19 protein-coding genes are annotated in these 18,270 nt (G+C 61.2%); 1 reads left to right on the forward strand and 18 read right to left on the reverse strand.

Annotated elements, in window-relative coordinates; all coding sequences use genetic code 11:
- Positions 1-26 precede the first annotated feature (26 nt).
- The 18 genes from FHT28_RS24535 to sdhC all read right to left on the reverse strand — a co-directional run bounded on the left by FHT28_RS24535 (position 27) and on the right by sdhC (position 17,562).
- Entirely contained in the window at positions 27-665 is a 639-nt protein-coding gene (locus tag FHT28_RS24535) for a LysE family transporter (protein WP_047553600.1), read from the reverse strand.
- Between the two features lie 17 nt (positions 666-682).
- Positions 683-1,438 (reverse strand): SDR family oxidoreductase, encoded by a 756-nt coding sequence (locus FHT28_RS24540; RefSeq protein WP_168597583.1) that lies wholly within the window; start codon positions 1,436-1,438, stop codon positions 683-685.
- Positions 1,435-1,938 carry a hypothetical protein gene (locus FHT28_RS24545; protein WP_168597617.1) on the reverse strand — a complete coding sequence of 168 codons (504 nt, stop codon included), beginning with the start codon at positions 1,936-1,938 and terminating at the stop codon, positions 1,435-1,437. Before FHT28_RS24545 ends, FHT28_RS24540 begins: the two co-directional genes overlap by 4 nt.
- A gap of 20 nt (positions 1,939-1,958) precedes the next feature.
- Positions 1,959-2,708, reverse strand: coding sequence for a DUF4241 domain-containing protein (locus FHT28_RS24550; protein WP_168597584.1), 750 nt, complete (start codon positions 2,706-2,708; stop codon positions 1,959-1,961).
- A gap of 14 nt (positions 2,709-2,722) precedes the next feature.
- Entirely contained in the window at positions 2,723-3,964 is a 1,242-nt protein-coding gene (gene odhB, locus FHT28_RS24555; protein ID WP_168597585.1) for a 2-oxoglutarate dehydrogenase complex dihydrolipoyllysine-residue succinyltransferase, read from the reverse strand.
- A 31-nt stretch (positions 3,965-3,995) separates the two neighbouring features.
- A complete protein-coding gene (locus FHT28_RS24560) occupies positions 3,996-4,316 on the reverse strand; it encodes a YciI family protein (RefSeq protein WP_037196803.1) in 321 nt (106 codons plus the stop codon).
- A 72-nt stretch (positions 4,317-4,388) separates the two neighbouring features.
- A complete protein-coding gene (locus tag FHT28_RS24565) occupies positions 4,389-7,373 on the reverse strand; it encodes a 2-oxoglutarate dehydrogenase E1 component (protein ID WP_168597586.1) in 2,985 nt (994 codons plus the stop codon).
- Positions 7,374-7,549: 176 nt separating this feature from the next.
- On the reverse strand, positions 7,550-8,452 hold the full coding sequence (sucD, locus tag FHT28_RS24570) for a succinate--CoA ligase subunit alpha (RefSeq protein ID WP_037196807.1): 903 nt from the start codon (positions 8,450-8,452) through the stop codon (positions 7,550-7,552).
- Positions 8,453-8,464: 12 nt separating this feature from the next.
- Positions 8,465-8,956 carry a DUF1579 family protein gene (locus FHT28_RS24575; protein ID WP_047553613.1) on the reverse strand — a complete coding sequence of 164 codons (492 nt, stop codon included), beginning with the start codon at positions 8,954-8,956 and terminating at the stop codon, positions 8,465-8,467.
- 5 nt (positions 8,957-8,961) lie between these two features.
- Positions 8,962-10,155, reverse strand: coding sequence for an ADP-forming succinate--CoA ligase subunit beta (gene sucC / locus FHT28_RS24580; protein ID WP_037196810.1), 1,194 nt, complete (start codon positions 10,153-10,155; stop codon positions 8,962-8,964).
- A 27-nt stretch (positions 10,156-10,182) separates the two neighbouring features.
- Positions 10,183-11,145 carry a malate dehydrogenase gene (gene mdh, locus FHT28_RS24585; RefSeq protein WP_037196811.1) on the reverse strand — a complete coding sequence of 321 codons (963 nt, stop codon included), beginning with the start codon at positions 11,143-11,145 and terminating at the stop codon, positions 10,183-10,185.
- Positions 11,146-11,325: 180 nt separating this feature from the next.
- Positions 11,326-12,489 (reverse strand): cell division protein ZapE, encoded by a 1,164-nt coding sequence (gene zapE / locus FHT28_RS24590; RefSeq protein WP_037196812.1) that lies wholly within the window; start codon positions 12,487-12,489, stop codon positions 11,326-11,328.
- Between the two features lie 60 nt (positions 12,490-12,549).
- Positions 12,550-13,071, reverse strand: coding sequence for a protease inhibitor Inh/omp19 family protein (locus tag FHT28_RS24595; protein WP_047554363.1), 522 nt, complete (start codon positions 13,069-13,071; stop codon positions 12,550-12,552).
- Between the two features lie 145 nt (positions 13,072-13,216).
- Positions 13,217-14,023: a nucleotidyltransferase domain-containing protein gene (locus tag FHT28_RS24600; RefSeq protein WP_168597587.1), complete on the reverse strand. Its 807-nt coding sequence runs from the start codon at positions 14,021-14,023 to the stop codon at positions 13,217-13,219.
- A gap of 48 nt (positions 14,024-14,071) precedes the next feature.
- The gene (locus FHT28_RS24605) at positions 14,072-14,851 is read right to left on the reverse strand and encodes a succinate dehydrogenase iron-sulfur subunit (RefSeq protein WP_047553621.1); all 780 of its coding nucleotides are present in this window, start codon (positions 14,849-14,851) and stop codon (positions 14,072-14,074) included.
- 17 nt (positions 14,852-14,868) lie between these two features.
- Positions 14,869-16,710, reverse strand: a complete 1,842-nt coding sequence (gene sdhA, locus FHT28_RS24610; RefSeq protein ID WP_037196817.1) for a succinate dehydrogenase flavoprotein subunit — start codon at positions 16,708-16,710, stop codon at positions 14,869-14,871.
- Positions 16,711-16,717: 7 nt separating this feature from the next.
- Positions 16,718-17,098, reverse strand: coding sequence for a succinate dehydrogenase, hydrophobic membrane anchor protein (gene sdhD, locus FHT28_RS24615; protein ID WP_037196818.1), 381 nt, complete (start codon positions 17,096-17,098; stop codon positions 16,718-16,720).
- Positions 17,099-17,163: 65 nt separating this feature from the next.
- Positions 17,164-17,562 (reverse strand): succinate dehydrogenase, cytochrome b556 subunit, encoded by a 399-nt coding sequence (gene sdhC, locus FHT28_RS24620; RefSeq protein ID WP_037196819.1) that lies wholly within the window; start codon positions 17,560-17,562, stop codon positions 17,164-17,166.
- A 303-nt stretch (positions 17,563-17,865) separates the two neighbouring features.
- Here sdhC and FHT28_RS24625 point away from each other — a divergent pair, with 303 nt between their 5' ends.
- Positions 17,866-18,267 (forward strand): hypothetical protein, encoded by a 402-nt coding sequence (locus FHT28_RS24625; protein ID WP_037196820.1) that lies wholly within the window; start codon positions 17,866-17,868, stop codon positions 18,265-18,267.
- The last annotated feature ends 3 nt before the right edge of the window (positions 18,268-18,270 follow it).

The raw sequence follows: 18,270 nt of genomic DNA on the forward strand, positions 1-18,270 counted from the left end.
TTTAATTTCCTTGTTTTCTATCTCTGTTAGTCGGCCGCCCGCGCCAAGGCGAGGCGGATGCCGAAGCCGACGAGCGCCGCTCCGGTGATGCGGTTGAACCATTTGCCTGACGCGATGAAGCGATCGCGAACCGGCTTGACGGTGAAAAAGGTGGAGACGCCGGCAAACCAGGCGACCAGAGCCGCCGCCATGCCGATGCCGTAGCTGAACTGGATCAGCGCCGGCGTGTCGTGATGCACGAGCGTCGAAAACAGCGACAGGAAAAACAGCACCGGCTTCGGGTTGAGCGCATTGGTGATGAAGCCCGTCGCCAGGCAACGCCAGACGGAGACCGGCTTGCGGTCGGCATCGGTGATCTCGATTTCCGCCACCTTGAAGCCCGGATCGCGGAACGACTTGAGGCCGAGATAGACGAGATAGAGAACGCCGGCCCATTTGATCATGCTGAACAGGACAAGCGATTGCGAGACGATCAGGCCGAGGCCGAGAATGGTGTAGCTGATGTGGAAGAGCAGCGAGAAGCCCATGCCGAGCCCGGTCATCATGGCGGCACGGCGGCCATGCACGATGCTCTGGCGCAGGATGACGGCAAAATCGGCGCCGGGAATGACGATGAAGATCGAGAACACCGCCATCAGGCCGAGGAATTCGAGAATATATTGCATGAAAGCCACCCTTCCGCTTAACGGCCACCGCTCACGTCGAGCAAGGCACCCGTTATATAGGATGCGTGAGGCCCCAGGAGATAGAGGATGGAGTCGGCCACCTCGTCGGCCGTTCCGGCACGCTTCATCGGCAATTGCGGAGCGATGTCGCGAGCCCGGTCCGGCAGGCCGGCGGCGGCGTGGATATCCGTATCGATGATGCCGGGCCGGACGGCATTGACGCGGATGCCTTCGGCCGCCACCTCGCGCGCCAGACCGACCGTGAAGGTATCGATCGCCCCCTTGGAAGCGGCATAATCGACATATTGCCCGCCGCCGCCGAGCGTGGCGGCGAGAGAAGAAACGTTGACGATCACGCCGCCCTTGCCGCCGTGCCGAGTCGACATGCGGCGCACCGCTTTCGCCGCGACCAACATCGAGCCGGTGACATTGACGCGGAACATGCGGTCGATCCGCTCAGGCGTCATTTCGTCGAGGCGCTGGATCACACCAACGATGCCGGCATTGTTGACGAGGCCATCGAGGTGGCCGAAATGCGCGTCGATCGTGGCAAAGATGGATTTGATGTCCTCGGGCTTGCCGACATCGCCGGGTATTGCGATCGCCTCGCCCCCAGCCTCGCGGATCGTCGCCACCACAGCCTCGGCCGCCTCCTTGTTGGACGCGTAGTTGACCGCCACCGCCCAGCCATGCTGAGCAGCGGCCACTGAAACAGCCGCGCCAATGCCGCGGCTGCCGCCGGTTACGAGAAGAACGGGTGCACTCTCGCTCATTGATAGCATCCTTTCAGGCTGAGGACGTCCCAGGGCGCGACGGTTGCCTTGCCCTCGCCCCAAAGAGAAGACTTCTGGATCGAGGGTCCGAGCGCCGGCAGGAAAAGCCGTTCCGCCGCACTCTCGCCCTCGGTCGGAAGTGCGCTGATATGGCCCTTCAGGTCCGAGGCATAGACCATGCCCTGCCAGACGGTGCAGGCCCTCAGATCGGCCCCGGTCACATCACCTTCCGGGCACTCGAACATGATCCTGCCATCGGCGCGCTTTTGATCGTCGGTGCGCATGACAACGCCATCGGCCACGACGTTGGTGTTGCGCACGGCAAGCTTGAACTTGTTGCTGACGGATGATTCCGACCCCATGGGCTCGAAGCGCAGCTCATAGGCGTCATCCATATCGCCGTAGACGGCCTTTTCCTGCACGCATTCGCCTGCCAGAGCCAGTGCCGGATTAACAGCAAAGGCCATCATCGCCCAGCGCACCGGAGCCAGCCGCGTCATCATGCGGTTAGTCAACATCGTCATTCCCCTCCCGGTTCGCGCCGGCCATCGGCGTTCTCCGTCACGCCGAAGTCGGTGAACAGAACCAGCGGCCGCCCGCCGGCATCGAGGCCCCAGAAGACCGGATAGAAGCCATCGCCCCAGCCGCTCCAGAAGATGGCGACATTACCACGCTCGCCGGCCACCGGCCGGTGCATGGTATATTTGTCCTTGTTCGCCTCGAGCTCGGGCGCCAGGACATCGTCATAGTAGTTGATATCCGAGGACGACTTCTCGGCCCGGACCTGCTTTTCCCGCTCCTGAATGAGAGCATAGGTATCGGCATCCATATAGCAGCCGAGGCCAGCATCCACCGGATAGCCGAAGAACTCCTCACCCTTCAACGCATTGATATCCTGGCCCGGAATGAGCGCCAGCTCCCAGCGCACCGGCTTGCCCTCGGCAAACCGAATGCTGCCGGCGGCGATGCGGCCGAAGGCTTCATAGAGCGTCACTGGATAATCGCCCGGAGGCACGGTCCTGACCAGCGCCGGACGGCCCGGTCCGACCAGCGGATCGCTGGCAACGATGCGGCCGGACGTCAGTTCGACATTACCGATGCGAAGGACGGTGATCGATCGTGCAGCAAGATCGGCGTCGCTGAACGACGCCAGATCGAGGTTGCTGCTGAGCTTGGAAACGTCGAACTCATCCGCGCCGGCGGATGATGGCACCCATGCGGCGACGGCGCACAACAATCCGCGCAGCGTCCGCATGGGCCATGTCGACATGATCCAACGCTCCCTTAGAGATCGAGAACCAGGCGTTCCGGATCTTCCAGGCTTTCCTTGACGCGCACGAGGAAGGTCACGGCTTCCTTGCCGTCGACCATGCGGTGATCGTAGGAGAGCGCCAGATACATCATCGGACGGATGACGACCTGACCGCCGATGGCGACCGGACGTTCCTGGATCTTGTGCATGCCGAGAATGCCCGACTGCGGCGCGTTCAGGATCGGCGAGGACATCAGCGAACCATAGACGCCGCCATTGGTGATGGTGAAGGTGCCGCCCTGCATGTCAGCCATCGACAGCGTGCCGTCGCGGGCAGCTTTTGCCAGACGGCCAAGCTCCTTCTCGACCTCGGCGATCGACATCTGGTCGGCATCGCGAATGACAGGAACGACGAGGCCCTTGTCGGTACCGACAGCCATGCCGACGTGGCAGTAGTTCTTGTAGATGATGTCGGTGCCGTCGATCTCGGCGTTCACGGCCGGCAGTTCCTTCAGGGCGTGCGTGACGGCCTTGGTGAAGAAGCCCATGAAGCCGAGCTTCACGCCATGCTTCTTCTCGAAGATGTCCTTGTACTTGTTGCGCAGGTCCATGACCGCCTTCATGTCCACCTCATTGTAGGTGGTGAGCATGGCGGCGGTGTTCTGCGCATCCTTGAGGCGGCGGGCGATCGTCTGGCGCAGGCGGGTCATCTTGACGCGCTCTTCGCGGCTGACGTCCTCGACGGCGGTCGGCGCGCGCGCGGCGACCGGAGCAGCCGGCGCGGCGGCAGGCGCCGAGGAAGCCTTGGCGATGGCGGCGATGGCATCGCCCTTCAGGACCTGACCGCGCTTGCCGCTGCCATCGACCTGATCGGCGGAGATATTGTTCTCGGCGAGCAGCTTGGCGGCGGCCGGAGCCGGCGGCATGGCGGAAGCCGAAGCCGAAGCGGAAACGGCGGCCGCAGCAACCGGCGCGGCAGCGGCGGGGGCCGGAGCGGCGGGTGCGGCAGCCTGAGCCGGAGCGGCGGCGGCACCGTTACCGGCGCTGATCTGGCCGAGCAGCGCGCCGAGGCCTACGGTCTCCCCGGCCTGGGCAACGATTTCGGACAGCGTGCCAGCCGCAGGTGCTGGAACTTCGATCGTCACCTTGTCGGTTTCAAGCTCGAGAATCGGCTCATCGGCCTTGATGGCATCGCCGACCTTCTTGAACCAGGTGCCGACGGTCGCCTCGCTGACGGACTCGCCGAGGGTAGGAACGCGGATTTCAGTGGCCATTGTTCAGATCCTGATTTTTCGTCGTTATACGTTAAGTAGATGATCCGGCAGCAGACGGCCGGAGAATGATCGATGGCATCGGCGAGATTTCGGTGCGGAAGCCGAGTCCTGCAAGAAGGACGGGATCAGCATCGCAGAGCGCCTTCGCGGTGTCGGCATCTTCTGTCTCGATGATCGCCATGCCAAAGGCACCGGCGGCAGCGAAGACCGGGCCGACGACAATGGCCACCCCGGTTTGCGCATGCCCGTGCCAATAGGCGGCATGTTGCTGCATGGCCGCCATCTCCTCCCCAGTGGCGTCATGTGGAAAGCTGGGACGCGGCGGCACGAGTTTCATATGAAAATAAGCCATCGTCCCACCTCCCTATCGTCTTTGCTCGATGACCTTGTCAGAAAACCGCTTCGCACTTTTCTGGATCATGCTTCAACCGCCAAGCGCATCCTCAAGGAACGCCGCAAGCTGCGTCAGATGCTTGGACATCAGGCCCGTCGCCGGAGAGGCGGCGGCCGGACGGCCGGTGTAGCGAACGCGCTGGTACTTGGCATCGATATGGGCGAGCACCCATTCCAGGTAGGGATCGATGAAGGACCACGCGCCCATGTTCTTCGGCTCTTCCTGGCACCAGACCATCTCCGCATTGCGGAAGCGGCTGAGCTCATTGATGAGCGCCTTGGCCGGGAACGGGTAGAGCTGTTCGATGCGCAGCAGGTAGATATCGTCGATGCCGCGCTTCTCACGCTCTTCCAGAAGATCGTAATAGACCTTGCCCGAGCAGATGACGACGCGACGGATCTTGTTGTCCTTCTGCAGCTTGATCGGGCCGTCCTTGATCACTTCCGCATCGTCCCAGAGCAGGCGATGGAAGGAGGTTTCCCCCCCCATTTCCGCCAGGCTCGACACGGCGCGCTTATGACGCAGCAACGACTTCGGCGTCATCAGGATCAGCGGCTTGCGGAAGTCACGCTTCAACTGGCGGCGCAGGATATGGAAGTAGTTTGCCGGCGTTGTGACGTTGGCGACCTGCATATTGTCTTCAGCGCAGAGCTGCAGATAGCGCTCGAGGCGGGCCGAGGAATGTTCCGGACCCTGACCCTCATAGCCATGCGGCAACAGGCAGACGAGGCCGGACATGCGCAGCCACTTGCGTTCGCCCGACGAGATGAACTGGTCGAAAACGACCTGCGCGCCGTTGGCGAAGTCGCCGAACTGGGCTTCCCAGAGCGTCAATGCGTTCGGGCGGGCCAGCGAATAGCCGTATTCGAAACCGAGAACAGCCTCTTCCGAAAGCATCGAGTTGATGACTTCATAGCGGGCCTGGGTCGGCGACAGATTGGCGAGCGGGATGTAGCGCTCTTCGGTTTCCTGATCGTAGAGAACCGAATGACGCTGCGAAAATGTGCCGCGTTCGCAATCCTGGCCGGACAGACGGATCTTGTGGCCCTCGACAACAAGCGAGCCGAAAGCGAGCGCTTCCGCCATTGCCCAATCGATGCCTTCGCCTGTTTGCACCATGTTGGCGCGGTTTTCCATGAAGCGTTGAATGGTGCGGTGCGCGTGGAAGCCGGCCGGAATTTCCGACAGCTTGCGGCCGATCTCCTTCAGCGTCTTCATCGGCACGGCGGTCTTGCCGCGGCGCTGCTCGTCGGCATTGTCAGCCGCATGCAGGCCCGACCATTCACCGTCCAGCCAGTCGGCCTTGTTCGGCTTGTAGTGCTGGCCGGCCTCGAACTCCTGCTCGAGATGGGCGCGCCAATCAGCCTTCATCTTTTCGACTTCGCCCTCGGTCAGCACACCTTCGGCGATCAGCCGCTCGGAATAGAGCTGCAGAACCGTCTTGTGGGCGCGGATGACCTTGTACATCTTCGGCTGCGTGAAGGACGGCTCATCGCCTTCGTTGTGGCCGTAGCGGCGGTAGCAGAACAGGTCGAGGACGACAGGCTTGTGGAACTTCATGCGGAATTCGGTGGCGATCTTGGCCGCATAGACAACGGCTTCCGGATCGTCGCCGTTGACATGGAAAATCGGCGCTTCGATCATCTTTGCGACGTCGGACGGATAGGGCGACGAGCGCGAGAAGGCCGGATTGGTGGTGAAACCGATCTGGTTGTTGATGATGACGTGCATCGTGCCGGCAACGCGATGACCGCGCAGGCCGGACAGGCCGAGAATTTCGGCAACCACGCCCTGGCCGGCGAAAGCCGCGTCACCGTGGATCAGCAGCGGCACGACCTTGGCGCGTTCGGACAGCGGAATGATGTCGCCATCCCATTGGGTGGCGCCCATATCCTGCTTGGCGCGGGCCTTGCCCATGACGACCGGATTGACGATTTCCAGATGCGACGGATTGGCCGTCAGCGAAACGTGCACCTTGGCGCCATCGAAGTCGCGGTCGGAGGACGCGCCCAGATGGTACTTGACGTCACCGGAGCCTTCGACTTCATCCGGCGCGTAGGAGCCGCCCTTGAATTCGTGGAAAATCGCCCGGTGCGGTTTGCCCATGACCTGAGAAAGCACGTTCAGGCGGCCGCGATGGGCCATGCCGAACAGAGCCTCCCTGAGGCCGAGCTGACTGCCGCTCTTCAGGATCTGCTCCAGCGCCGGGATCAGCGATTCGCCGCCGTCGAGACCGAAGCGCTTCGTGCCCTTGAACTTGACGTCGAGAAACTGCTCGTAGCCTTCGGCTTCGATCACCTTCTGCAGGATCGCCTTCTTGCGCTCGGGATTGAAAGCAATACCCTTATCGACGCCCTCGATGCGCTCCTGGATCCAGGCCTTCTCTTCCGGATTGGAGATGTGCATGAATTCGACGCCGAGCGTCGAGCAGTAGGTGCGCTCGAGGATCTCGATCATCTCGCGAATGGTCGCATATTCGAGGCCGAGCACATTATCGATGAAGATCTTGCGATCGAGGTCGGCCTCGGTAAAGCCGTAGGCTTCCGGCGACAGTTCCTTGTAGTCCTCGACCGCAGCGGCGATGCCGAGCGGATCGAGCTTGGCGTGCAGGTGACCGCGCATGCGGTAGGCGCGGATCATCATGATGGCGCGGACGGAATCGCGCGTCGCCTGCAGGACGTCGGCGGTATCGGCCGGCGCGCCGGCGGTTTCCGCCTTGGCCTTGATCTTGGTCTCGATAACCTTCTCGACAATGCCCCAATCGCCGTCGAGCGCGGAAACCAGGTCGCCCTTTGCCGGGATCGGCCAGTTCTTGCGCTGCCAGGAGGCGCCCTTGGCCGCCCTCTTCACGTCGTCAGGACTGTCTTCCAGCGCCTTGAAGAATGACCGCCACTCGTCGGAAACCGACGATGCGTCGTCCTCGTAGCGCGCATAAAGCTGCTCGATATAGGCAGCATTCGCGCCATCCAGGAACGAGGTGATCTGAAATTGCTCGTTGGCTTCTTGCCTTGCCATGGTGATATGCGGACAGCCTCGTCCGCCTCCCGACTTGTTTGCATTGCCGGCTTATGGACATCCGGCGACCGTATTTCGTCCACGGCCCATTGGGCCGCACATCTGTTTCCAAAAATTGGAAGGCCGGACGGGATATGCGGCTGCCGCTCCCCGTCCGGGTCTTGCTATAGGTAAGATCAGCCCTTCAGGACTTCCACCAGCGTCTTGCCGAGACGCGCCGGCGACGGCGACACGCGGATGCCCGCCGCTTCCATCGCTGCGATCTTGTCTTCCGCGCCGCCCTTGCCGCCGGAGATCACGGCGCCAGCATGGCCCATGGTGCGGCCGGGAGGTGCCGTGCGGCCGGCGATGAAGCCGACCATCGGCTTCTTGCGGCCCTTCTTGGCTTCGTCCTTGAGGAACTGTGCCGCGTCTTCTTCCGCCGAACCGCCGATTTCGCCGATCATGATGATCGACTTGGTTTCGTCGTCGGCGAGGAACATTTCCAGGATGTCGATGAATTCCGTGCCCTTGACCGGATCGCCGCCGATGCCGACGGCGGTCGTCTGGCCGAGACCTTCATTGGTGGTCTGGAATACGGCTTCATAGGTCAGCGTACCCGAACGCGAGAGAACGCCGACCGAGCCCTTCTTGAAGATGGATCCCGGCATGATGCCGATCTTGCATTCGTTCGGGGTGAGCACGCCGGGGCAGTTCGGTCCGATCAGGCGCGACTTCGACTTGAGAAGGCGAGCCTTGACCTTGACCATGTCGGCGACCGGAATGCCTTCCGTGATGCAGACGATGAGCGGGACCTCGGCTTCGATCGCTTCGAGGATCGCGGCTGCGGCACCCGCCGGTGGCACGTAGATGACCGAAGCGTTGGCGCCGGTCGCTTCCTTGCCTTCGGCGACCGACTTGAAGATCGGCAGCTTTTCGCCGTCCTTGCCGGTCCAGGTTTCGCCACCCTTGGAGGGATGGATACCGCCGACCATCTTCGTGCCGTGATAGGCAAGCGCCTGCTCGGTGTGGAAGGTGCCAGTCTTGCCGGTCAGGCCCTGAACCAGAACCTTGGTGTCTTTGTTGATGAGAATAGACATGCGAGGCCTTTGCTACGAGAGGTTGGAAGACGCGGAGGCAACGCGACGATAGACACCGCTGACGACCTCCTGCCATGTATCGCTGCCGGCGGGCGAGAAAGTGACGCCCATTCGGTAGCAGTCTTCATTTTCGAACTGGAATAGAGTGCGCTGCGCACCGCGCGGCGAGACTTTCGTCAGGACAAGCCTATCCTCGACCCACTCGCCGGAGGCCGGCGAGTGGGGCGCGAAGCCCACGCTGTCGAACTGATAGAGCTTGTAAGCCTGATCCGCACCGTCGAAGCCGAGAATGTTCCGGGATTCGAAAGAGGTATCGCCGTCCCGCGTCTGCACGTAGCGCTGCTCGACGAAGAACCCGCCGAACAGACACTCGGCCGTGAGCCGCGCGGTTGCCGTGCCTTCCTTCGTCCAGGCCGAAGCCGCGACACGCTCTTCCCCTTCCCAGGTGCCGGCAAAGGCACCGAGGCGAAGATGAGCGGCCGTTGGAGCGAAGGAGGCAGCCATCCCGATCAGCCCTTGACTGCCTTGACGATCTTCTGGGCGGCATCGTCCAGGTCATCGGCGGAGATGACGTTGAGACCGGATTCGTTGATGATCTTCTTGCCGAGCTCGACATTGGTGCCTTCGAGGCGCACGACGAGCGGAACCTTCAGACCGACTTCCTTGACGGCTGCGAGCACGCCTTCGGCAATGACGTCGCACTTCATGATGCCGCCGAAGATGTTGACCAGAATGCCCTGGACGGCCGGATCGGCAGTGATGATCTTGAAGGCGGCCGTAACCTTTTCCTTGCTGGCGCCGCCGCCGACATCGAGGAAGTTCGCCGGCTCTGCGCCGTAGAGCTTGATGATGTCCATGGTCGCCATTGCGAGACCGGCGCCGTTGACCATGCAGCCGATGTTGCCATCGAGAGCGACATAGGCGAGGTCGTATTCGTGGGCCTGGATTTCCTTCTCGTCTTCTTCAGACGTGTCGCGCAGCGCGCGGATGTCTTCATGACGGAAGAGTGCGTTGCCATCGAAGGAGACCTTGGCGTCGAGGACGCGCAGGCGGCCGTTGGTCATGACGATCAGCGGGTTGACTTCCAGCAGCGCCATGTCCTTTTCGACGAAGGCCTTGTAGAGGATCGGGAACAGCTTGGCACCGTCCTCGCGGGCAGCCCCTTCGAGCTTCAGCGCGTCGGAAATGGCAGCCGAATTGTCAGCCGTGACGCCCGTCGACGGATCGATGGCAACGGTGATGATCTTTTCCGGCGTATCGTGCGCGACGGTCTCGATGTCCATGCCGCCTTCGGTCGATACGACGAAAGCGACCTGACCGACCGAGCGGTCAACCAGGATCGAGAGATAGAGTTCGCGATCGATATCGGCGCCGTCTTCGATGTAGAGACGGTTGACCTGCTTGCCGGCCGGGCCGGTCTGCTTGGTCACCAGCGTGTGGCCGAGCATTTCCTTGGAATTGGCAACGACGTCCTCGACAGACTTGGCGAGGCGAACGCCGCCCTTGGCGTCCGGGCCGAGCTCCTTGAACTTGCCCTTGCCGCGGCCGCCGGCATGGATCTGGCTCTTGACGACGTAAAGCGGGCCTGGAAGCTGCTTGGCGGCAGCGGCGGCTTCGTCGGCGGAGAAGATGGCAACGCCGTCCGCGACGGGTGCGCCATAGCTCTTCAGCAGAGCCTTGGCCTGATATTCATGAATGTTCATGGACTTATCCCTGTTATAGCGCGGAAATTACTTCAGCGACGGCGCGATGGCGATGCAGGCTTCGCAAAGGCCGGCGACGGACGCGACCGACTTGTCGAAGGCTTCCTTCTCGGCCTTGTTCAGGTCGATCTCGATGATGCGCTCGACACCGCCGGCGCCGATGACGGTGGGAACGCCGACATACATGTCCTTGACGCCATACTGACCATTGAGATGGGCAGCGCTGGGCAGGACGCGCTTCTTGTCCTTGAGGTAGGATTCGGCCATTGCGATGGCGGAGGCGGCCGGAGCGTAATAGGCCGAGCCGGTCTTCAGCAGACCGACGATCTCGGCGCCGCCGTCACGGGTGCGCTGGATGATTTCTTCCAGGCGCTCAGCGGTGAGCCAGCCCATGGTGACGAGGTCCGTCAGCGGAATGCCGGCAACGGTGGAGTAGCGGGCAAGCGGAACCATCGAATCGCCATGGCCGCCGAGAACGAAAGCGGTGACGTCTTCGACCGATACGTTGAATTCCTTGGCGAGGAAAAGGCGGAAGCGCGAGCTGTCGAGCACGCCGGCCATGCCGACGACCTTGTTGGCCGGCAGGCCCGAGAACTTCTGCAGCGCCCAGACCATGGCGTCGAGCGGATTGGTGATGCAGATCACGAAGGCATTCGGGGCATACTTCTTGATGCCGGCGCCGACCTGCTCCATGACCTTGAGGTTGATGCCGAGAAGATCGTCACGGCTCATGCCCGGCTTGCGGGCGACACCGGCGGTGACGATGCAGACGTCAGCACCTTCGATCGCGGAGTAGTCGCTGGCGCCGGTCAGGTTGGCGTCGAAGCCTTCGACCGGCGAAGACTGGGCGATGTCGAGACCCTTGCCCTGGGGAATGCCGTCCGCGATGTCGAACAGGACGATGTCGCCCAGTTCCTTCAAGCCGGCGAGATGTGCCAGCGTGCCACCAATCATGCCAGAACCAATAAGTGCGATCTTGTTGCGCGCCATTTCGGTGTATCCTTTGCGATCAAAATCCGTGGCGGGACGCCGAGCGAGGCATCCACAATAGCCGCCAATCGCATAGACCCAAAGGCACAAATTGGCAATTGATTATTTTGAGAGCAGCAATTTCAATCGGTTAGATCGTAAAATTCTTACGTAAACGTAAGCCACTCTGTCACCCAATTGTTACTCGGCCGCGCGTTTTGCCCGAGTCTGCGCCAGATAGTCTGCGCTGCGCATCTCGAAAAGCCGGGATGTCGTGCGGTCGAATTCGAAGCCTTCGGTCCCGCGCCTTTCCACCAGAAGATCCTCCGGCATCGCAGCCGCGGAAACATAAAGCCGGATGGCATGATCGTAGAGCGTATCGATCAGAATGATAAAACGTTTCGTCTGATTGCGCTTTTCCGGCCCGAGCTTCGGCACGCGATCGAGGAAGATCGTGTCGAACCGCTCCGCTATGGCGAGGAAATCTGCGGGGCCGAGCGGCGCCTCGCAAAGATCGGCGAAGGAGAAGCGCGCCATGCGATCGACTGCCAGCGGCACATGGATGGAGCGCCCCTTCCTAGGGATCTCCGTCGGCTGCGCCTTGCGTCCGTGCAGCGCCTGCATCCAGGATGCATCCATCGCCATATCGGTGCGGTCATCGATCGGGGTCAGATAAACAGGCTGGCTGTTCAGCTTCTCCATGCGGTAGTCGGTCGGCGAATCCAGTGTCACGACATCGACATGGCGCTTCAAGAGATCGATGAAGGGCAGAAACAGGCCACGATTGAGCCCATCGCGATAGAGATTGTCCGGTTCGACGTTCGATGTGGCAATCAGCACGCATCCGAGCGAGAACAGCTCGGAAAACAGCCGCGACAGGATCATCGCATCGGCGATGTCGGTGACGGTGAATTCATCGAAGCAGAGCAGTTCGGCCTCGGCGTAGAGATCTGCGGCAACCGGCGGTATGGGGTCTGCCTGCTTGGTCTCGCCGTTCTTGAACTTCAGCCGCTGCGCCGCGATGCGATTGTGCACATCGGTCATGAACTCGAAAAAATGCGCACGGCGCTTCTTCTGGCAGGGCGCCATGGCGAAGAACATATCCATCAACATCGTCTTGCCGCGCCCGACGCTGCCGTGGATATAGAGCCCCTTGACGGTCTCGACCGACTTCTTGCGCGTGGCAAACATCCAGCCGAGCGCGCTCGACTTGCTGGCGGGCCGCTTCCGCTTCAGATCGGCAAGCACCCGATCCAGCAGTTTCGCCACATTCATCTGCGCCGAATCTACCTGAAGCGATCCGGAGACCGTCAGCGCCTTCAACTGCTCGCAGACGCTGTGGGAATAGTCGGGCATGGGCTGCATGGGGAAATACCCGCCTGTGCAAAAGGGAACACGCCCGAGGCGCGGCCCTATCGGAGAAGCTTATCGGCTGAGGCTGAGAGGCTGACCGGAAGCGGTCGAGCCATCAAAGCGCGCGTCGGCCGTCTTGTAGAGCGTTCCGATCGTGCTGCCATCGCGGTTCTTCAAGAGAACCTGTTTGCCGGAGACTTCCCAGGATCCCATTGCGGTGAGCTCGCCCGAGCAGCCACGCGTGCCGCCACGCGAGCCGCTGCCGAGGTTGGTGAGCGTCAGGAACATGTCGCAGCTCGATCCGCCGTTGCTGACCTTCCAGCTGCCGACCATCGATTCCTTGGTGACGTCCATGGCGGAAGCGGCCATCGCCTGCTGTTGCTGCGGGTTGCCACCGCTCGGCGCGTTCGTCGGCGCTGCTGGAAACTGCGAACCATTGGCGCCGTTCACAGGGGGAAGCTGACTTGACTGAACGGAGGGGACAGGCTGTGCCTGCAATGGCGGGGCCGAATAATTGTCGTTGTATGCTGTGCGCTGGCAACCGGCAAGCGACAGACCTATCGCAGCAGCCGTCACTGCATATCTGAACTGCATCATCACACTCCTAATTAATTGTCCACCGCTGACATTTGCAAAGTAATGCTCAATGACGTGGGAATTATCGTATTTCACTTTGGTTAATCAAGTCGATACCGCCACAAATTGCCGTCGGCCATAGCTGGACAAGAATCGGGTGGTTTCAAGGCCTAACCCGGCGAACCTCTTCCAGATAGAAGCGATCGGCAAACTCCTGCATGCTTTTGTCACGCACTCGATCTTCGCGGAACCTGCCTGAGAAGTCAGAATAGCGTGCGAGCGAGGCCGTCAGAAATTGCGTGAGGGGCAGTGGCGGGACGCCCTCTCCCATTTCGCGCGTCTCTTTCTTGACCGCCACCAATTGCAGAATTGTTGCCCGAATATCCTTGGCTATGTCGATGTCTGCGAGACATTCGAGCATGTTCATTGGCGGCAATTTGGCAAAATCCGTCTGACACATCCATTCGAGCGCTATCGCCGGACGAATGGAATAGAGCAGCTTCTTCAAGCGAACAGGCTCGGCTCCATCGTCTGGCTGATGCCGTTTCATTAAGCCGACATAGTGCTGAGCGACCTTCTCCGGCACCATGATCGCATCCAGCAGCGCGCCGAGGCGATCTCGAAAGCCTGGCTCCTCCTCATAGACGATCGGTGATTTCAGCCATTCGACAAGAACGGCGTTGCCCTTCAGTGCCAAAAGCAGCGCCTTGCGCAGATCCCACCCACCGGTATCGATATCGTCAACGATGGGAAACTCGATGACGTCGCGATGCGGGAACAAGGTCAGATGATCCCGCTCCTGCCTGATATAGACGAAGCGGCAATCATAATCGCTATCGGGCGAGGGAAAGCCCCAGGCGCGGCTGCCGCTTTCGATGGCAAGACCGATGCGAATGCCCTCGGCCTTGACCGAAGCAAGCCGCAACCGAATTTCGGCCACGGCCTCTGGCGCAAAGCCTTCTATCGTCATGCGAACATAATCCTCATCGCCGCCGAATTGGCGAATGATCGTCGACGGTCAAACCCGCCGTTCGACCATCATCTTCTTGATTTCGGCGATTGCCTTGGCCGGGTTCAGACCCTTCGGGCAAGTCTGGGCGCAGTTCATGATCGTATGGCAGCGATAGAGGCGGAATGGATCTTCGAGATTGTCGAGACGTTCGCCCTTGGCCTCGTCTCTGGAGTCGATCAGCCAGCGATAGGCCTGCAGCAGGACGGCAGGACCGAGATAGCGGTCGCCGTTCCACCAATAGCTCGGACAGGAGGTCGAGCAGCAGGCGCACAGGATGCATTCGTAAAGGCCGTCGAGTTTCAGGCGGTCTTCGTGGCTCTGCTTCCATTCCTTGGCCGGCGGGGGCGATACCGTCTTCAGCCAGGGTTCGATCGAACGATGCTGGGCATAGAAATTCGTCAGATCCGGCACGAGATCCTTCACGACGGGCAGATGCGGCAGCGGATAGATCTTCACGGTACCCTTGATCTCGTCCAGACCCTTGGTGCAGGCGAGCGTGTTGGTGCCGTCGATATTCATCGCGCAGGAGCCGCAGATGCCCTCGCGACAGGAGCGGCGCAGCGTCAGCGTCGGGTCGATCTTGTTCTTGATGTAGAGCAGACCGTCGAGCACCATCGGGCCGCAATCGTCGATATCGATGTAATAGGTATCGATGCTCGGATTCTGGCCGTCGTCCGGGCTCCAGCGATAAACGCGGAATTCGCGCGTATTCGTGGCGCCGACCGGCTTCGGCCAGACCTTGCCTTCGCGCATCTGAGAGTTCTTGGGGAGAGCGAGTTCAACCATGGTCAGTTCCTCTCAGATCAGTACACGCGTGCCTTGGGCTCGATCTTGTGCGGATCGATGCCTTCGGCGATCAGGTCAGTGTGGACGGGACGATAGTCGAGCTTCACATCGCCGGCCTCGTTGACCCAGGCAAGCGTATGCTTGCGCCAGTTCTCGTCGTCACGGCCGCCGAACTTGCCCTCGGTGTAGTCCTCGCGAGCATGCGAGCCGCGGCTTTCCTTGCGTGCCTCGGCGCCGTAGATCGTCGTGATGGCATTGGACATCAGATTGTGCAGTTCCAGCGTCTCGACGAGATCGGAATTCCAGATCAGCGAACGGTCCGTGACCTTGATGTCGGACAGTTCCTTCCAGATCTCCGAAATGCGGCGGCAGCCGGATTCCAGCGATTCCTGCGTGCGGAACACCGCGGCGTCTTCCTGCATGGCGCGCTGCATTCTCTCGCGCAGCGCCGCCGTCGGCGTGCTGCCGCTGGCGTGGCGCAGACTGTCGAAGCGTTCCATGATCTTGTCGCAGGCGGCAACGTTAACAGGCGGAACCGGGCCGACGCGGTCGATGACCTGACCGGCGCGGATGGCTGCGGCACGGCCGAAGACCACAAGGTCGATCAGCGAGTTGGAGCCGAGACGGTTGGCGCCGTGCACCGAGGCGCAGCCGGCCTCGCCGACGGCCATCAAGCCCGGCAGAATGCGCTCGGGATTGTTGCTGTCGGCATTCAGCACTTCGCCCCAATAATTGGTGGGAATGCCGCCCATGTTGTAGTGGACGGTCGGCAGCACCGGGATCGGCTCGCGGGTCACATCGACGCCAGCGAAAATGCGCGCGCTCTCGGAAATGCCAGGCAGGCGTTCGTGCAGCACGGCCGGATCGAGATGGTCGAGATGCAGGAAGATATGGTCCTTGTTCTTGCCGACGCCGCGACCCTCGCGGATTTCCAGCGTCATGCAGCGTGAAACCACGTCGCGCGAGGCAAGGTCCTTTGCCGAAGGAGCATAGCGTTCCATGAAGCGCTCGCCCTCGGAATTGACGAGATAGCCCCCTTCGCCGCGCGCGCCTTCGGTGATCAGACATCCCGAGCCGTAGATGCCGGTCGGGTGGAACTGCACGAATTCCATGTCCTGCAGCGGCAGACCGGCGCGGGCCACCATGCCGCCGCCATCGCCGGTGCAGGTATGGGCAGACGTTGCCGAGAAATAGGCGCGGCCGTAGCCGCCGGTCGCCAGCACCACCATCTTGGCGGCGAAGCGATGGATCGTGCCGTCGTCGAGACACCAGGCGACGACGCCCGTGCAGCGGCTGCCATCGTCCGACATGATGAGGTCGAGCGCGAAATATTCGATGAAGAATTCGGCATTGTTGCGCAGCGACTGGCCGTAGAGCGTATGCAGGATGGCGTGGCCGGTGCGGTCGGCGGCAGCGCAGGTGCGCTGCACCGGCGGTCCGTCGCCGAAATTCTGCATGTGGCCGCCGAACGGGCGCTGATAGATCTTGCCTTCCTCATTGCGCGAGAAGGGCACGCCGTAATGCTCGAGCTCGTACACGGCCTTCGGCGCTTCCATGACCATATATTGCATGGCGTCGACGTCGCCGAGCCAGTCCGAACCCTTGACGGTATCGTAGAGGTGCCACTGCCAGCTGTCCGGCGTCATGTTCTGCAGCGAGGCAGCGATGCCGCCCTGGGCTGCGACCGTATGCGAGCGGGTCGGGAAGACCTTGGTGATGCAGGCGGTGCGGAAGCCCTGCTCGGCCATGCCGAGCGTAGCGCGCAGGCCGGCACCGCCGGCGCCGACGACGATCACGTCATAGGAGTGATCGACATATTTGTAGGCTTTGCCATTCTGAGCGGGTGAGGTCGGTGCCATGATACAATTATCCTACGAACGCGATCTTCAGAATGGCGAAAAGACAGAGCCCCGCCACGAAAATCGCGAAGAATGTGTTGAGCATGAGAAGGACGATCTTGCCGAATTCGCCGTGGACATAATCCTCGATGATGACCTGCATGCCGAGCTTCATGTGAATGACGCCGGAGATCACCATGAGCCCCATGATGACGGCGACGAGCGGGTTCGACAGCGCATGCACGACTTCCGCGTAAGGCGCGCCGGCATAGATCAGCAGGAAAATGACGAAGAAAATGAAGAGCGGAACGTTGGCGACGGCGGTCAGGCGCTGACGCCAGAAATGATCGGTGCCTTCCTTGGCGGAACCGAGACCGCGGACTTTACCCAAAGGGGTGCGCATATCCATGAGAAATATCCTCTAAAGCATGATCCCGAAAATCATCGAGCGGTTTTCGGAAACGATCACACCAATCAACCCAGCCTGATGACGATGCCGATGATCCAGACCAGCACGGTCAAACAGATCGACGCGATAAGCGTGACCTTGGCCATCCTGGTCGAGACGGCAGGATCGAAACCGTAACCGAGATCCCAGACGAAATGGCGCAGGCCGCCGATCATGTGATGCAGCAGCGCCCATGTATAGCCGAACAGGATGATCCGGCCGATGATCGTGCCCAGGATCCAGTTGACCAGATCGAAATAGCCCTGGCCGGTCGCCGCGGCGATCAGCCACCAGGCGACCAGCACCGTGCCGAAGTAGAGCGCGCCGCCGGTGATGCGGTGAACGATCGACATGACCATGGTGGGAATGGGTTTGTAGATTTGCAGATGCGGCGACAGGGGCCGGTTTTGTGTGACGTTCGCCATCAGAACCTCGCGGCGTTACGATACGCTTAAAACCCGGATATCCGGGACAACGCGCGCGCAGAGACATGCTGTGTGCGTTGCATCATTGCGACCATTAATCACCCGGACGCCTATCGACAAGCACAATTGATGCCTGCACCGAATTTAATCGATTGGGATCGCTTTGCACTTTAGCGAGTATGCAAGGACGCGCTCCCCATTCGACCTCATTTACCATTTCCTCAACCCTGACGTGGACTTCGCGCCGGTCTTGGGGCAATCTGCCGTTAAGATTTCATTAACCGACCCAAACGGGGGCGAATCATGAGCTTGCATCTTTTCAGGGCATCAGCGCTCGTTTTGGCGGCAACAGCCGCATTTTCGTCAAGCGCGGTGCTGGCAGGCGATTACCGTCACTGGCATCACCGCGACCATTCGGGCCTCGTGCGCCTGAACCAGACATCGGCGCCGCAGGGTTTCGGGCAGCAGCAGCCGGCCAGAATCATTCTCATGGAACCACGCGAAGCCGCAGACACCGGCACCTATGCCGGTACGGCCGATGTCTATCAGGCGAATGGTGGCACCTATGTCGTCGGCTATGGCGGCTACAACCCCTATGCCCGCCCTGCCGCGATGCAGCCAAGGCCGCGCGCCAAGGTCATCAACGTACGCTATGCCGACAATCCCTGCTCGTACGAAGCCGGCGTCTGCGTGATCAGGCCCTGACGG

The organism is Rhizobium sp. SG570, assembly GCF_012275345.1.
Lineage (GTDB): Bacteria > Pseudomonadota > Alphaproteobacteria > Rhizobiales > Rhizobiaceae > Rhizobium > Rhizobium lusitanum.

Excerpts from the sequence above, each read along its gene's own strand:
- FHT28_RS24535 (WP_047553600.1), bottom strand. The coding sequence starts at position 665 with ATGCAATATATTCTCGAATTCCTCGGCCTGATGGCGGTGTTCTCGATC.
- FHT28_RS24540 (WP_168597583.1), bottom strand. The coding sequence starts at position 1,438 with ATGAGCGAGAGTGCACCCGTTCTTCTCGTAACCGGCGGCAGCCGCGGC.
- FHT28_RS24545 (WP_168597617.1), bottom strand. The coding sequence starts at position 1,938 with ATGACGCGGCTGGCTCCGGTGCGCTGGGCGATGATGGCCTTTGCTGTT.
- FHT28_RS24550 (WP_168597584.1), bottom strand. The coding sequence starts at position 2,708 with ATGTCGACATGGCCCATGCGGACGCTGCGCGGATTGTTGTGCGCCGTC.
- odhB (WP_168597585.1), bottom strand. The coding sequence starts at position 3,964 with ATGGCCACTGAAATCCGCGTTCCTACCCTCGGCGAGTCCGTCAGCGAG.
- FHT28_RS24560 (WP_037196803.1), bottom strand. The coding sequence starts at position 4,316 with ATGGCTTATTTTCATATGAAACTCGTGCCGCCGCGTCCCAGCTTTCCA.
- FHT28_RS24565 (WP_168597586.1), bottom strand. The coding sequence starts at position 7,373 with ATGGCAAGGCAAGAAGCCAACGAGCAATTTCAGATCACCTCGTTCCTG.
- sucD (WP_037196807.1), bottom strand. The coding sequence starts at position 8,452 with ATGTCTATTCTCATCAACAAAGACACCAAGGTTCTGGTTCAGGGCCTG.
- FHT28_RS24575 (WP_047553613.1), bottom strand. The coding sequence starts at position 8,956 with ATGGCTGCCTCCTTCGCTCCAACGGCCGCTCATCTTCGCCTCGGTGCC.
- sucC (WP_037196810.1), bottom strand. The coding sequence starts at position 10,155 with ATGAACATTCATGAATATCAGGCCAAGGCTCTGCTGAAGAGCTATGGC.
- mdh (WP_037196811.1), bottom strand. The coding sequence starts at position 11,145 with ATGGCGCGCAACAAGATCGCACTTATTGGTTCTGGCATGATTGGTGGC.
- zapE (WP_037196812.1), bottom strand. The coding sequence starts at position 12,489 with ATGCAGCCCATGCCCGACTATTCCCACAGCGTCTGCGAGCAGTTGAAG.
- FHT28_RS24595 (WP_047554363.1), bottom strand. The coding sequence starts at position 13,071 with ATGCAGTTCAGATATGCAGTGACGGCTGCTGCGATAGGTCTGTCGCTT.
- FHT28_RS24600 (WP_168597587.1), bottom strand. The coding sequence starts at position 14,023 with ATGACGATAGAAGGCTTTGCGCCAGAGGCCGTGGCCGAAATTCGGTTG.
- FHT28_RS24605 (WP_047553621.1), bottom strand. The coding sequence starts at position 14,851 with ATGGTTGAACTCGCTCTCCCCAAGAACTCTCAGATGCGCGAAGGCAAG.
- sdhA (WP_037196817.1), bottom strand. The coding sequence starts at position 16,710 with ATGGCACCGACCTCACCCGCTCAGAATGGCAAAGCCTACAAATATGTC.
- sdhD (WP_037196818.1), bottom strand. The coding sequence starts at position 17,098 with ATGGATATGCGCACCCCTTTGGGTAAAGTCCGCGGTCTCGGTTCCGCC.
- sdhC (WP_037196819.1), bottom strand. The coding sequence starts at position 17,562 with ATGGCGAACGTCACACAAAACCGGCCCCTGTCGCCGCATCTGCAAATC.
- FHT28_RS24625 (WP_037196820.1), top strand. The coding sequence starts at position 17,866 with ATGAGCTTGCATCTTTTCAGGGCATCAGCGCTCGTTTTGGCGGCAACA.